Raw genomic sequence first — 16006 nt, 5'->3', positions numbered from 1 at the left:
AGTCTATATGCCCAAAGAAATTGATTTCATTTACCCAGAAGGATTATTTAAAGATGAGGAGACGAAAGTTGTTTTGAATCGAATATTCGTTGGATTGATTTCGAGATATTATTTCCTGACAAAGGACGATCTAATTCGCTATAGAAGTATATTATACTTTGGAGAAGATTACTTAATGTTCAATCAGTCAATTAATTGGGATCTTAACCTGATTGAAAGACTTGCGAATGACATTGCATTTGATGCAATACATAAGACTTCCATAACATTTGATATAGCTTTCTTTAGGCGATTTGATACTTTAATTGACTATTCCAGAATAATTTATTCCAAAAAAATAAAATGGAGTGGAGACTTGGTAGACTTCATTGGAGATAAAATAATTTGGAATCGATCTCAATACATGGCTCTTGGATATCTAAAATTACGTGTTTTACGAAAATATGCGGATGTACTTGATTGGAAAAGGATTAGTAGTTTTATTGCTCCGGAATATGTAGATGAGTTTAGCGAAAAAATTGACTGGAATATGTATTCGTTATATGGTAAATTCCCAGATGATAATAGTTTTATTTCCGGATATAAAGGGAAGATAGATTTTGATTGCTTTTCTTCTAATCCCACAAGCCTTCCTTTCATAAATAGATATCCAAATCTTAAAAAATGGAATTGGAAGAATGTAATAGTTAATCGAGGGGTTGAATATAATAAGCATACCTTCTCATTTATTTTATCAAATTTTGTTAATCAATTAAAGAGAGATAATTCCAAATATAGATTTATAGGACTTAAATATTTCTTTCACAGCCTATTCTCGATTGAGAGGGGTTTAGATCTTTCATTTTTTTACTTAAATGATAACATTCATTTGATCCCAAAAGGTTATTTCGGGAATGGCTGTCCCTCGAAATTATTAACCCCAGAAGTATTAAGAGGAAATATAGATAGGATAAATTGGGAAAACCCTAACCTTTTAGACGCAATAGGAATTCACGATGATTTCAATTTTGTAATTGAAAATATAGAAAGATTTGATAAATCAAGGTACGCATTCTATAAGCTTAAACTGACTCAAAAATTCGTTAAGGAATATGAAGATAAAATAAGCTGGTTTTGGCTATCCTCTTGCGAAAATCTTGATTGGGATTTAAACTTTATAAAAGAGAATTTTCATCGATTTCACTTACTTAGTTTATCTCGTAATAAAGGGATTTATGATATGGTCTTTAAAGAAAAAGATAAGATATTTTTGATTCTTGAGAAAAATTTAAAATAGTTTGCTTAATTACTTTAACAAGATGAGTGTTTAAAATAGAAATTGCTCGCTATTTAATAGCGAGTATGATTATTTGGGTATTGAAGGTTTTAAATTAAATATACTATATGGCTAAACACTTTTCATTTACGGCACTAAACCTAAGGCCTTTGTCACAGAACAAAAGACCAAGTGGACCACTAATGAAGTTTGGTAAGGATCTGGCTGCTGCTCACAATATAAAATATCCTACAAATCCGATGCCTTTTGCTATTCGATTGACTGTTCCACTGGAAGCGAAAGTATTTTACATTCACAAGGTTACTGATAGGTACGATGCAGACAATATAAGTAAGCCCTTGTGGGATGCGCTTCAGAAATCCGCTTATGGCAATGACAATGTCATTAAATATCTGGAGACGCTAAAAATGGATTTTGGAAAAACTCCAGATCGTTTTGAATTGGATATTACGATGATGGATGAGCAAGATTTCGTGGTGTTGTTTGATTTTATGTATTCCAAGACGAGCTCAAGTGATAGATTAGTTTATGTTGCCATTTCTGATTTTCAATCTAAGAATGTAAGATTCATATGAGGGATGTCAATGATTTAGTGGGGTTTCGTCTTGAGTCTTTGGAGCTTGCAAAGCTTAAAATAGAGTATGAAAGTAAAGGTTTTAAGTTTATCGAAAATAAAAGGAAAAAAATCGGGGAGAGCTCGTTGGTACTTGATGGTTACGCAATTAATTCGGTTACTGGTGAAGAGATAATTTTTATAGTAAGGTCTGAAAGAAACACATCATCAGAAGAGAAAGTATCATTTTGGGAAAACATCAAATTGTACAAGTCATATTTCCCTAAAGCAAAGGTTCATCTTGTAGTTCCGAAAGAAGTAGAAGTTCCTAATATTAAATTTGACTTTCTTCAAAAGATTTTAAAAGAAGAAATTCAACTAAACCATATGAAAGAATTGGCGAAGAGAATATCTTATGAAAATTTAGAGATAGTTGATGTTTCTAAGGTGTCTATTGATTTTGTACAATTTAAGAATGAGGAATTAGAAATTAAGGGTCAAGCTCATTTAATTATCTCAATTGGTATTGATTACAATTTTATTATTTATGAATTGCCATTTAAATTTTCATTAAAAGGCTTTACTTTCTGGTATTCTCAGAAAAACAACAATAAGCAGTTGTCAATAAAAATTGATTATTATGAATTTTCATAATGCCAGATGTAAATGTACTTTATAATGATTAATTAATATGGGAGCTTCTGATTTTTTAACAATTCTGACAATTGGCGTTGCAGTTTGGACAGTTATCCCAAAAAAGGAGAAGAGGTTTTATTTGCTTTTTTTTACCAAAATCGAGGTTGCCGTAATGATCTTTGGAATGTTTTTTCTCCATTGCCTTTTGGGTTTCGATTGGATTGAAGACAACTGGCTTCCTTCTTTAGATTTTTTTAGAATTCCTGGCGGGCTACCTGCTAACAAGTGGGCTTACTTGATAGCGCTTATCTTAATCGTTTATCCATTTTTGAAAGTGTTTTATGGATACTTTCCAAAATCAAACAAAGATGAACTTATTGAATATTATCAATTTCTTCTTAATGAGAAAGAGTTTGATTTATTAATTGAATGTATTCAGGATTATCATCTTGAATACATTTATTCTTATTTGAAAGGATATTCTAAAATCAGAGAAAAAAGCAATATGGATATAGTTCTAAAAAGAAGTACTGCTTCAGATGAGGAATATTCCAGATTAATCTACAATAAAAAAGTTGGAATAGGCGCATTGGTGTATAATCAAATCCTTAAGAAAGGTAGCCTTATCAGGGATACTTCATCTAAGTATCCTATTGTTTTTTCAAAAGTGATTAGTGGAATGGAGTCTCGAAAAGTTGCGGATAAGGACTTTGTGTATAATTACTTGGAGGTTTTGATAAAGTCGCTGAATCCTGAGCTAATTGAAGAATTAAAAAGGTTAGACGATTCTTTAGATTCTATCAAAGAAAGATTAGAAAACATCGAACTACCTATCATGTCAGCATTATTCACCTACAAAGATTCTGCTATTCAGAATCATCCGTGGATGCCTGTCGGTGAGTATGTTATAAAATCCTTGAAGTATGATAAGTTACAAATTGATTTTTTAAAAAGAGATCATGATGACGATCTTGAGGAAGAAACTTGGAGTTATCCAATTAGAAGTGGGGTAGTGTTTTTTGATTACATGGTCCGAGAAAGTATTTATAACAATTGGGGGTACCATATGTGGATGTTTTATTTCAGATCATTTATTCCATTGCTCTTAGATGTTTCACCAAAAGAAAATTATCCTGAGATTGGAGGGGAGACACCTAAATTTTCCCATTTTTTCATAAAAGATATTTTTCATCGAATGTTTGGGTGGATAGAATTGGACATAGAGTTGGGTGAGCCAAGTGAGGATGCTTCTGGGGTAGATGAATCTTCACAGCATTTTCCTTTATCAGAGCACAAGAATTCCGAGTCTTTGGGGGGAACAGATCCAGGCGGAGTTGATCAAGTCCGGGAGTTTAATATTAATCATACTATCCGTTGTTTGGGTCAATGCTTCTACTCGATCTTTCAAGCTTCCGAAGATCAAATCCCAAGAAAATTAAAGCTTAATCTTCTTGAAAGAATGGTTCAATTTTATTGTGACTATTCTTTAAACGATACTAATCCAGCATGCCTTGAAGCAGTTAGGGTATTAAATCAATTTTTTTTAAATCCAAAAGAGGTGGATTCTGAAACCCTTTTAATAACACCAGAATATTGTTCCCTTTTGGAAGATGTTTGGGATTCTTTTGATAAAGATCCTTTTACGTTCCATGGGCATAACTCAGTCTTAGAAAAGTTCGAGCAAGAAGTATTAATCCCTCTTGGCATAATTGAAAACAAATAGCAATGAAAAACTTTTGGCACATCCAATTACATCCAAATAACCAATCTGAATTTCCTCCGGAAAAAGTCAAAAAAATCCTTGAGGATACTAATTGTATTGGAATGGATGAATGGGCTGATGGTTGGGTTTACTTAAATCAGTTCAGGACTATTCTGAAAATCGGGGACATTGTTCTTGTTCGGAGTAAAGGTCCTTTAGCCTTGGTGGAAGTAATTGGGGAAGCAGAGCAAACTCCTAATCCTGATTTGAAATTCGATTGGTTTGAGAATCGAAGAAAAATAAAGGTGCTTCAGTTTTTTGATAGTCAAGTTCAAGAAAAAATTGGAAGGAAGGTTAATGGGATCTTCCCAACTGTGACTTTTGCCTCTGCCAATACAAGCGAATTTATTCAGAAATGGTATTCACTTTACACAAACACCCATATGCAAACTCAGGCGAAATCACTTTTAGAATACAAAAAGCAAATCATCCTTCAAGGCCCTCCAGGAACTGGGAAGACTCGACTGGCGAAGGAGATCGCTAAAGAGATGACCATAAAACATGAAATTTCAATTCATGACATCCGCAGTACGCTAAGGGTGGGACTCGTAGTTCCCAGTTCATCTAACTATACCAAATACACAATTTTAGAAATAACTGATTCTAAAATTCAGTTACAGCTTGAAAATGAGAAAAGCGATTATCCTATTTCATTCAAGGATATTCAAAAAGCATTTGCAAAAAGACTTTGGATAACTGGTCAAAAAAATGGTTCAGATCCTTACACCGCGGCATTGTCGAAATACATTTTTGAGAATCTGGAATCAGATAAAGTAAAGCTTATCCAATTCCATCCAGCGTACGCATATGAAGATTTTGTACGTGGAATTGTAGTTGAGACTGAAGATGGAGTTCCTACTTATAAATCGGTAAATAAGATTTTTGCTGAATTGGCTGAAAAAGCCCTTCATAATTATCAGGATTCTTTAAAGTCTGCAGAACAGGTCTCACAGGAAAAGTTACTGGAGCGCTATTTGAAAGAGTTCAAAGAAGAATTGGCTCTTCAAATTGAGGATAATGATGGTAAATTATTTCTTAAAGATACAAGCACTTATCTTTTTCAAGTTGAGGCGGATGCTGTTCGCTACACTGGAGATAATTGGAAGCAGAACACGGGACTTCGCTCACTCTTCTCTGATATTGCCACACTTTATAAAAGTGATGCTACCACCAGAAAAGACGTCACTGAAAACACGCAAATATCTTCTTTGGCAAGATCTCATGCGAGTTATACATTGAGAGTTTTGGACTTGTTCAAAGCCTTCATGAAAGGGAAGTCTTTAGAAGTTCAGAATCAGGAGAAATTGGATTTAAAATCATTTGTGTTGATTATTGATGAAATTAATCGCGCAAATCTTCCATCGGTTTTAGGAGAGTTGATTTATGGCTTAGAATACCGTGGTGATGCAGTAGAATCCATATATGCCGTAAATGGAGATCGGAAAATGATCATACCTCCCAATCTCTATGTCATTGGAACTATGAACACAGCAGACCGAAGCGTAGGTCATATCGATTATGCTATTAGACGAAGGTTTGCTTTTGTGGATGTGTTACCTATTATCGATCCAATCAAAAATGAGTTGGCGAAAGTAATGTTTGAGAAAGTTTCTAAACTGTTTGTTGCTAATTATACCGAAGTAATTCAATCGCAAGCATCACCTAAGCGAGCCTCAACATTGCTATCTGACTTTAGGCCGGAAGATGTCTGGATCGGACATAGTTATTTTCTGACTTCCAAGAATGGCGAAGAGGGGAATAATGAGATAAAGATTAAAATGAAATACGAGGTGCTCCCGCTCCTAAAAGAATATGTAAAGGATGGGATTCTAAGAAGTAATGAAGAGAGTTCTGATGATCCAGTACAAATGGTACTTAAGGAGTTGAATGAGCTATGAGACCATTCTTATTACGTGAGCATGTTTACAGTTTATTTGACTTTTGTGAGGGCGTTAATCCCCCTGATATATTGTTTAAAAAACGGAGGAATGACGGCTTATGTGCGACATTCAAATCTTTAGAAGGCAAGATTGGGATTTCGACATCTTACTATGTTGGTGCCGATTGGATTCCTGACCATGTGGGCGATCATTGGGTCTATGTAGAGTCTAAGCTCAATACAAAGTTTGACGAAGATTCAGGAGAAGAGCAAAAACCTCAGGAAGAAAAGGAGCTGGTTCAGATTGATGTATTGAAAATGCTGTTCCAAGCACTCGAAGAACCTGATGTCCGAGATCATACCAAAGAACTTTTTGAAATCAAGTTTGACAGTCCATGGATTCAGCTGCAAAAGAATCAAGACTTGATCTCCCCTCTAATTATGATCCAATTCCTGAATCAGGTAAAGGATATCGTAAGAAAGGGATTAAAGAGAAGCTATTATAAGGTTGAAAGAAACCTATATGCCAAGGTCAAAGGAAAAGTATTGGTAAGTCAGACCATCAAGCAAAATCTGGTCAAGAACAAAAACCTGAACACCTATTGCCAATACGAGCAGTTTGGAGTAGATGGACTGGAAAACCGATTATTAAAAAAGACGCTTACCTTCATTCGACGATATCTCTCCACGTTCAAAGGATTGGAATCGGAGGCTTACTTTCAGGAGACTTTCAATTTTATCCAACCGGCTTTTGAAGGGGTGTCAGAAGAAGTCCAGCTTCATGAAATCAAGTATTTCAAATTCAATCCTTTTTATAAGAACTATGAGAAAGCAATAGAATTAGCCAAGCTAATACTTCACCGGTTTAGCTATAATCTTAATTCAATTCAGGATCAAGAAACCATTCTTACTCCACCCTATTGGATTGATATGAGTAAGCTGTTTGAACTCTATGTGTTGAAGTTGTTGAAAAAAAGCAGTTTTGGGTCAAAGATTAGGTATCATGAAAGAACCTATGGCAATGAAGTGGATTACCTATTCTATGGTGACGAAGAGTCATTGGTGATCGATGCGAAATATAAGCCAGGTTACATCGGTAGACGTCATCAAGGCCTTCATGCTGATATTCGTCAGGTAAGTGGCTATGCAAGGCTGAAAGAGATCCGAAATCGACTTAAATTATCCAATAAAGATTTACTCTTGGGTTGTGTGATCATATTTCCTGACTTAGAATCAGGGACTGATAAAATTGAGCTACTTACTTCAAAAAATAAAGAAGTCGATCAGTATGAAAAGGTTTGGAAGCTGGGGGTGATGTTGCCGACTATTGACACCGTACTTTCCAATTTATAAGGATTTGTGATGTGAGTACTATAGAGTAAAAAGATTAAAGATGAATAATAATTTGATTCAGTACCAATAATGTCGGAGGAAAAAATGATGCGCTTGGGGCAGATTGCGCGAAAATTGAATGTAGGAACAGCTGTAATTGTTGAAAAACTGTTCTCATTTGGATATGAGATAGAAAATAACCCCAATTCCAAAATCAATATGGTTCAGGTAGCCTTGTTGAATAAGGAAATCGAAAGCTCCGCTTTGAAGAGAGAAGAGGCTTCCCATTTGTCAATTGGGAAACGTCATGATGCTATAAGGCCTGTTAACGAGGCATTGAAAGGTTTGTCTGTGTTAGGTAAGATTATGCTGCCGAGAGATAAACCAATCTCCTCATTAACACTATCAAACTCTGAGGCTATTGAAGTTCCAAGTGGTGTTTTAAAAAATCTTTTTCCTAAAGAATGGGAGGAACTCAAAGTAGGGAGAGTAAAGTTCTACGATACGAAGAAGGGGTTTGGCTATGTTTATAGCTTCGTGGACGATAAGGATTGCTTTATTCATGCAAGCACATTGTTAACAGCGAACATCTCAGAAAATGATATAGTAGTTTTCAACACTACTGATTCTAAGAAAAAGAGAGGAGAGCTGGATGCTATAAAAGTCTCGAATTTAATTCCTTGTTATCTCTTTGAAAGGAATGCTAAGGGGTATGCGTCTCCGATTTCTGGCTTTTCAATCACTCAAGAATTCCCATTGCGGAAATGGTTTAAGGAAGGGATATATATTATCAAAGCAAATGAATCATCTGGTCAATGGAGCGTTGATTTAATCAATGATTTCTCCTCTCCAGAAAAAGATAAAATTGGATGGGCGAGAAAGGTATTGACTCACCAGTCACAGAGTGTTACACAAAACCGATCTTCAATAATTTGGCTAAATAGGTTTCTATTAGCCTGTGGGGCTAAGAATACTGATTTTTTCAGGCTGTATAAGTTGATTTTTAATGAGTTGAATTCTCAGGGATTGAATGAAATCCTAAACCAGATCAGTGAGTTTTATGTGTTCCCTTTTTTGGAAGAGTATTTTGATGACGTAAAAAATCAAACCTTCAATAAAGTCACCTTTTGTTTTTGGATTAAAGGTGTAATTGAGAGGTTGCCAAGTGAGGGAAATAGTGATACTATATGGTCAGAGGATATTCTACCATTTATGTCGTATCAGGATCAAATAGAGGTTCTGAATGCCTTACGAATACAGGAAGGGAATTCTTCCCGACTTTCATTTTTAATTAATGAATTCCTTAAAAAGCCAATTTTTCTTACCTCTATGAAAGGGGTCGAAAATTTTAAAAATTTTATAAATCCTTTTCTATCAATTTTTCCTGGCCTTATACTTACAGAGGATAATTTTGAGTCTGCCTACCCTGAGGTTTATGTAGCGCTTTTTAACTCAAAAGTAATCAGCGGTTTCTCAGAAGATAAAATGTATTGGATTCTAAAGGATCTCTCGATAGATGAGGATCGAGTAAGACTTTTAGAAGGTTTCCCATTTGAAAAGTCAATCTCATATTTAGAGGGACATAACTCATTGTTGCCTATACAACAGAAAAGGATAATTGAGAAAATAGAATCAGAGATAAGTGAACTTGATTTTGTCTGCTTTGACCTTGAAGTTGATCATAGCGGGATAAAAGAATTTGCATGGATCTCGAATTCTGGTGCTAAGGATCACAGTGATTACAATAATGAAGAGGTAGGCCTGAAAGACTTAATTCATCTGATTAAGTCCAGTAGTTTAATCATTGGTCAAAACATAAGAGAATTTGATCTCAAGCGTTTAGACGGAATCGATGTCATATTCTTCAAAGACTTCATTTGGGATACCCTTGAAGTGGAAATGTTATTAAATCCAGGACGTAAGAGCTACGGATTAATGACGGCTCATACTGCAGCTTATGATACCAAGCAAACCTACCAGCTTTTTCTAAATCAAATAGCGAGGTTGATTGCTTCAAAGGATCTCTTTCAGTTATTAAGACCATTATTACCCCTATATGCAGCTGAGCTCATTGAAGAGAAATGTCTATTATTTGGGCTTAACTATGTGGATGAAGAATATACAGAGAAACAATCTGACCAGTACTTTAGGCCTCAAGGAAGCCAAATACTTTCAGGCGAGATAGGTCATGCTTTAGAGGAAGTTTTAGTCAATGATTCAAAAGTAATTGTGATTCTGCCAGAATTATTGTGGGACAGCGTCTCATCACATTATAACGTAAATCTGGTTTCAAGGAATAGACGAAAATCGTGGATTCTTTCAAGAGAATTGGTGGAGCAGGATTTCATAAAAGATGATTTCCTTCAAATCGTATTGTTAAGATATATTGGTTGGAATGAAGAAAAAGGTTCTATCCCTTATTTATCCAATCTTCCAACTGCGATTCTAATTAAGATCCCTGACGATATAATTCATGAGCTATGTGAATATTCCTCCTTAGAAGAACTGATTGAAAAACAGCAATCTGTAGCAGTATTTTTTGATGAGCTTTTGCTAATTGATGAAACCCAAGTGGTTTTAGAGGGCTATCAGGCAGTTGTCTTGTGTAAAGAACTTTCCCAACTGACTACAAAAATTCAACTTGGACAAGATCTTGATTTTGCTACTATTTTTGAAAAATTTCCAAAGCAAGAGCCTATTTGGTTAAAGCTTTCTGGAGGTCAAAGCTATGTTTCTCTTGAGAGTAGACATCTCGAATTACTTCACATTGACTTTGTTCCAAAATATGTTAAGAATATCTGGATCGATAAAACCGGGCGATCTCAATTTAAAGTTTTCTGCAATCAAGATATTGACGGTATAATCGGTTCTCTTTCATTTGAAAATATAATTTCAATAGAATTCAAAGAGAGGAAATCAAACAAAACGAATGGGTTTGTAATTAAGCCTGATTCAAGGAAATCTGGATTTTTAGCTGACGCTCATCGAGTAAATGCTGAGTCATTTTATAGAGATAAATATTGGGTTTATCAGTTTAAACTACTTCAGGGAATCCGAAATATTAAAGAAGATCATCCCAAGGTTCTAATAGTTAACGATACTTCAGAGGTTGATTTATTGTCGTCCTATTCAAGAGCAATTGGGTTTTTTGTTCCTGACAATCGGTCATCAACGATTAGACAACTTGAGCTGCTTCATGCTTATTCGTCTCAAAAGAAACTGATGGTGATTCCAATAGCTAAGTTGATCGATTTTATTTCTATTAATTATGTTGGTCCAATAGATTTTATTTGGGATAGCTTCCTCTTACAAGAGAAATCTCAGATGATCAAGTTTGAAGTCTTAGAGAAGGATGAGTCAGAAGTTGAAGGGCACAGCAATGAAGCTCGAACTGGCATGGTGGACACCTTTACTTTATTGAAGTCACATAAAGCCTTAATTGATTTCTATTATTACTCCATTATTGATAATCATGCTAAATCAAATTTCTTTTTAGGAGACTCAAGATTGTCAGACTACTATGATGTCGCAAGAAGTTTTCAAATGCATTCTTCTCTTATTGAAGTTTGGAGTTCTGAAGAGAAATACAAATCAGACCATGAGTTGGTAAGAAAATTTTTCCCTTCCAATACTCCTTCTTCTGAAATTCCATTTGGTATAGATGAGGCAAAGGACCTATTACGATATATTTTTCTTGCAGACGAAAATCCTGAGAAGCCACATGAATGGCGAGATTACCAACATCTGTATTTGGATGAGATTCTTCAAGCGAAGAAAGATCTAATAGTCTCCCTTCCTACTGGCGCTGGTAAATCTGTGTTGTTTCAAGCACCAGCATTATTTAGATCTGGCTTCACCAATAAATTGACAATTGTTATAGTTCCATTAAGGGCGCTTATGCAAGATCAAGTCGATGGACTGTGGGATAAAGGCTTTTTCAGCAATGTAGATTTCATTAGTGGGGATAAGTCCCCAGTCGAAATTAAGGACATTTACCGCAGAATATCAGGAGGAGAGATTACCATGCTATTTATTACTCCTGAGAGATTTAGGGTAAGATCATTTGAAAATGCGCTACTCTCTCGTGTAATCTCTGACAACGGCCTTGAGTTTGCTGTTTTTGATGAAGCGCATTGCATATCACAATGGGGTTTAGATTTTAGGCCTGATTATATGAATGCTGCTAAGAAGGTGACTGAATATTCTTCTAAATTTCAACTCAAAAAACTTTTGTTTTCAGCAACTATTTCAGAGCAGGTTGCTAAGGACATAACCCGAATAATGGGGAATCTTGATGTAGTAGAAGGTGCCCCAAAGAATTATAACCCAGTACGAGATCATATTCGAATGGACTTTAAACACAATGTCGCAGAAGAGGATAGGCTCACTGAAATAGCAAACTATTTGAAGATCGGGAATTTCGATTCCAGGAAAAGCCGTGCAATAATCTTCGTCAAGAGTCGAAAAAAAGTTGAAGAAAGCGCTCTATTATTTCCAGATTATTTGAAAGAAGAATTTGGAGACAATTGTGGATTAAAAGATAAAGTCGGTTTCTTTCATGCAGGAATGGATGCTGAAGATAGAAGAGAGACCTATGATAAATATAAATCTGGAGAACTCGTCATCTTGTTTTCTACCAAAGCATTTGGGATGGGGATGGACATTCCAAATATTCATTATGTCGCTCATTTATCACCTTCAAGTACCTTCGAAGATTTTCTACAAGAAGTTGGTAGAGCAGGTCGAAACGAGAGACTGCGCTATGAGGCAGGATTTTACGATGAAAATAATTCTATAAAAACGCTTTGTCTTACTTCAAACGATGATTTCGCTCAATTAAAGGATCAATTACTTGAAAGTAGAATTTCTTGGCATGAGGTGAAGGAAGCCAAGGGGATAGTTGAGAAGTATATTCAGAAATTTAAGCCTCTAATTCCTGATTTAGAGCACCCAACGGCTATTCCACTTGATTTACTATCTATCGAAAGAGGAAAGACAGATGAGTCTTTGAATATCAATTTTAGGCTCGCATTACATTGGCTTGAGAAATTAGAAAGAATAAAACTTGGGTACTCTACAGTTACTCACTTGGAGCTTTTTAAAGAATCAATAATCGATCTTCAAGATAACCTTGGCCAGTGCCAGGATGAAGATTCTCTTCAAGTATGTAGAGCAATAGTGAAATTACAGCAAATTATGCCTGATCAACATGGGGATGAAGACCCGGAATTGATTCAATTATCTCTTACAGCATTGAGAGATGAGACAAAACTTAGCTTATCAAATCTATATAAGTCACTATACAAAGCTCACTCAATAAACCTGATTAAAATTAACCAACATGTATTAATTGAAACGACAAGGCTGAGAGCAGATGAAATCAAGCATGCACTTGAGACTAAGAATCAAAATGAGAAATTCCCTGCAATAAAGGCTATTTTTTCTTTTGCTCGAAGCATACTTAAGAGTGTTCCTCTTAGTGATTCGAAAACTTTCGAAGGTGATGAACTGGATTATATGTTGAATGAGGCCATTTCAGAGGAAGTAGAGTTTAATATTCTACCATGGACAACAAAAGATAAGACAGACTCTAAAACCAAAGAATTACAAAACTTCAAGAAAGACCTCATTAAGAAAAGAGCGAAGCATGCTTTTACCATAATCCGAATTTTAGGGAAGACCCGACATGAAAGTAAGATGGAGAAGAAAAGTGATGGTTCAAGAAAAGCTATCGTTCACCAATCAGTTTTCAATGGGTATCATAAAATAGAGGAGTGGTCAACGAAACTATTGCAGTTAGAAAATGATGTGACACGCCTTCTTCTTCATATTTCTAATTCAAGCATTAAAAAGAACGAAAAGTCCTTTAACTGGGCAGATTTGATTAACGACGTTAACCTGAAGGAAGATGTCAACTATTTGCAAGACTTACTTTTCATACTTTCAATTTTGGGTTATTGTAAGTCTGGCGGTATTTTTCCATCTGGGATTGAGCTCTATCTGAAGTCTATTGAAGCTGTAGTTGAGACTGATTTGCAGTCTGATGATAAGAAAGTTTTCGAAGAGTTTGAAGAGGCAAGAAAAGTTAGGGAATTAAAACTTATCGCATTAGAAGTGCTCGCCAACTACCAAAAGGGCAAGGATTTACATGATGCAGCTTTGAGGTTTAAACAGGAGACATTTATTAAAAAGTATTTTGCTTGCGATTCACTTGAGAGTTTGTTGGATGCTATCCAGCAAGAACTTGATCCCGAAGATCCTTTGCTGGTCAAATGGAGAGGAGATGCCATACAAATTGAGGAAGACAAGCTGAATGATGAGCAAAGAAACATTTATGACACTGCTATTAACCAACATATCAATGTGATGGCAGGTCCAGGTTCTGGAAAGACTCACACGCTTACTCTTAGAGTCGCCAAACTTGTACATCATGTTGGTATAAATCCCGATGAAATTCTTGTATTGGCCTACAACAGGGCAGTGGTTTCCGAATTGAAAGATCGATTAGGGAAACTATTTAATGAATTGGGTTATGGAAGACTTTCTAAAAGGTTAAAGATTTTCACCTTCCATGGACTTGCCAAAAAGTATTGTCTAAATAAACTGGAGGGGCGTGATTTTAATGAATGGGAACCAATACTGCTTGATACCCTTAGGCATTCTCCTGGAGAAATATTTAATCAGCTGGGTAGCTTGAAGCATATTCTCGTCGATGAGTTTCAGGACATAAATAATACCCGAGTTCAATTACTAAGTGAACTCCAAAAGTCGACTAATTCAAGTCTATTTATTATAGGAGATCCTAATCAAAGTATATATGGATATGACAGAAAGGCTGATGGTGGTAGTTTAAGCCCATGGCCGTATTACGATAATTTTAATCAAATCTTTAGCCCTGCAATTTTTAAGCTTTATAAAAATCATAGATCCTATCCAAATATACTGAGTGTCGCAAGTGATCTACTTACTCTTCCTGCAGATCAGCAAGACTTAATACCAATAGCTACAAGAGTCCCTTCGGAGGATTTTAGGGAAGATTATGTTCAGGTTTTTGATAATCTTACTGATAATGAAACTTGGTGGGGTCACTTGAAGCTTTTGCTGGATGAGCGAAACAATAAAAAACCCTATAAACAAATTGCTATCCTATTTAGGAAGAATGATGAGGTTTATCGCGGTTTTCAAAGATTAAAGTCAATGAGAATTAGTGAAGCAAGAATTCGTTTACAAGGCGCTCTTCCATGTGAGTTTTTCCGGATTCGGGAGTGTTACGAGGTAATGCTTTTCGTTAAATCTAAGCAAGATGAATTGGTTCGTTCAAAATTTGAACTTGAAATTAATAAAGAGGTTCTCAGACTCATAACTGCTTTCCCGAAATGGAATCACTTTTATCTCAGGGTATTCCAATCTTTGATTTTGGAATTTTTGAGTGAGGAAGAAAATATAACCTATTCCGGTCTTCTCGATTTTTTAATAGAAATGTGCCGCAAGGATGATGGCCAACTTTATAAGATTTATGAAAAGTACAAGCCGAGATTTTCTAATGATTCGGATGAGATTGAGATTGTACTTTCCACCATACACAAGGTGAAGGGGTTGGAGTTTGATTGTGTCATAGTTCCTCCATCTTTTTCAAGCCTACCATTAAAAGAGACTTTACTATTGGAGGAAGACGAACTATTAGAAATTTTCGAGGAGGAGAAGAGAGTGACTTATGTAGCTTACACAAGAGCCCGCTATAGATTGTTAGTTTTTAAAGGTATGAGAGAGCATCGACTAATCAAGAATGAAAAATACACTTTACCGAATTCTTTGGAAAAGAGAATGGGGATTGGTGCTGGCAAGGGTTTGGACAAGCTGATTTTAAGTTGGGCGGCTAAGGAAGATAATTATAGAGGGAAGTCAATAAACCTTATCATTAAAAATCATATTAGTAGTGGCGATTCCGTTTTTGTTCAAAAAAGGGTAAGTGGGCAATATACTTTCTATGAGCTTCATCATGAAAAGCTGAATAAAATAGTTGGATCAATTTCCTCCTCAGCAAGTAGGATAAGAGAATTTAACAGGGTTTCTGGATTTGTTGTGAACGAAGTTGTCGTTTGGACATATGAGGATTCCCTAAGGTCAGATGAAAGAAATGGCACATCCTTTTCAACTCAATGGTGTGAGGAAGCAAAGGCAATAGGTTACGTGTATTTGGTTGATTTTGCGGGGTATGGTGAAACAAGTTAAAACCCAGTCTTAACTTCCTTTTTCCAAAGGGAAACTCGTCTTAGAGCTTGTATTGACCAAGCAAAATAAATTTGAGTACACTTGATACACTGATTGAGACCGTTGCAGGGATTAATTTATTATAATCAATTGATTATTAGATATTTATGCTTGTTTTTCTTAGTTTTTTTTGTATTTTAGAGTATGAAAAACGAACAGAAACTGGGTTTTTCGGACTACATGGTTCAGAAGAGAAAAATCAAACAGGAATTCTTCAATCAGATCAATCTATTGATTGACTGGCGTCCAGTTTCCAATATCATCAACAAATATTATCAAAAAGGTGAAAGTGCCGTT

The 16006-nt window shown here is 35.5% G+C and carries 7 protein-coding genes; all 7 read left to right on the top strand.

The features are described from left to right. Nucleotides 1–7 precede the first annotated feature (7 nt). Nucleotides 8–1276: a hypothetical protein gene (locus BVH04_RS00035; RefSeq protein ID WP_086539292.1), complete on the top strand. Its 1269-nt coding sequence runs from the start codon at nt 8–10 to the stop codon at nt 1274–1276. Nucleotides 1277–1425: 149 nt separating this feature from the next. Next, nucleotides 1426–1851, top strand: a complete 426-nt coding sequence (locus BVH04_RS00030; RefSeq protein ID WP_205635768.1) for a RusA family crossover junction endodeoxyribonuclease — start codon at nt 1426–1428, stop codon at nt 1849–1851. Then, the gene (locus BVH04_RS00025) at nt 1848–2483 is read left to right on the top strand and encodes a hypothetical protein (protein ID WP_086539290.1); all 636 of its coding nucleotides are present in this window, start codon (nt 1848–1850) and stop codon (nt 2481–2483) included. The genes BVH04_RS00030 and BVH04_RS00025 overlap by 4 nt, the downstream gene beginning before the upstream one ends. A gap of 187 nt (nt 2484–2670) precedes the next feature. Further along, nucleotides 2671–4188 carry a hypothetical protein gene (locus BVH04_RS00020; protein ID WP_140160491.1) on the top strand — a complete coding sequence of 506 codons (1518 nt, stop codon included), beginning with the start codon at nt 2671–2673 and terminating at the stop codon, nt 4186–4188. A 2-nt stretch (nt 4189–4190) separates the two neighbouring features. Further along, the gene (locus BVH04_RS00015) at nt 4191–6125 is read left to right on the top strand and encodes an AAA family ATPase (RefSeq protein WP_140160490.1); all 1935 of its coding nucleotides are present in this window, start codon (nt 4191–4193) and stop codon (nt 6123–6125) included. A 71-nt stretch (nt 6126–6196) separates the two neighbouring features. Then, nucleotides 6197–7459, top strand: coding sequence for a 5-methylcytosine restriction system specificity protein McrC (locus BVH04_RS00010; RefSeq protein ID WP_169714325.1), 1263 nt, complete (start codon nt 6197–6199; stop codon nt 7457–7459). A gap of 69 nt (nt 7460–7528) precedes the next feature. Continuing rightward, entirely contained in the window at nt 7529–15670 is an 8142-nt protein-coding gene (locus tag BVH04_RS00005; protein WP_086539287.1) for a UvrD-helicase domain-containing protein, read from the top strand. Nucleotides 15671–16006 lie beyond the last annotated feature (336 nt).

Origin of the sequence: Algoriphagus antarcticus, from assembly GCF_002150685.1 — a bacterium.
In the GTDB taxonomy this organism is placed as follows: Bacteria; Bacteroidota; Bacteroidia; order Cytophagales; family Cyclobacteriaceae; genus Algoriphagus; species Algoriphagus antarcticus.
The sequence above is the reverse complement of the archived record's forward strand: the minus strand, read 5'-3'. Positions and strand labels throughout refer to the sequence as shown.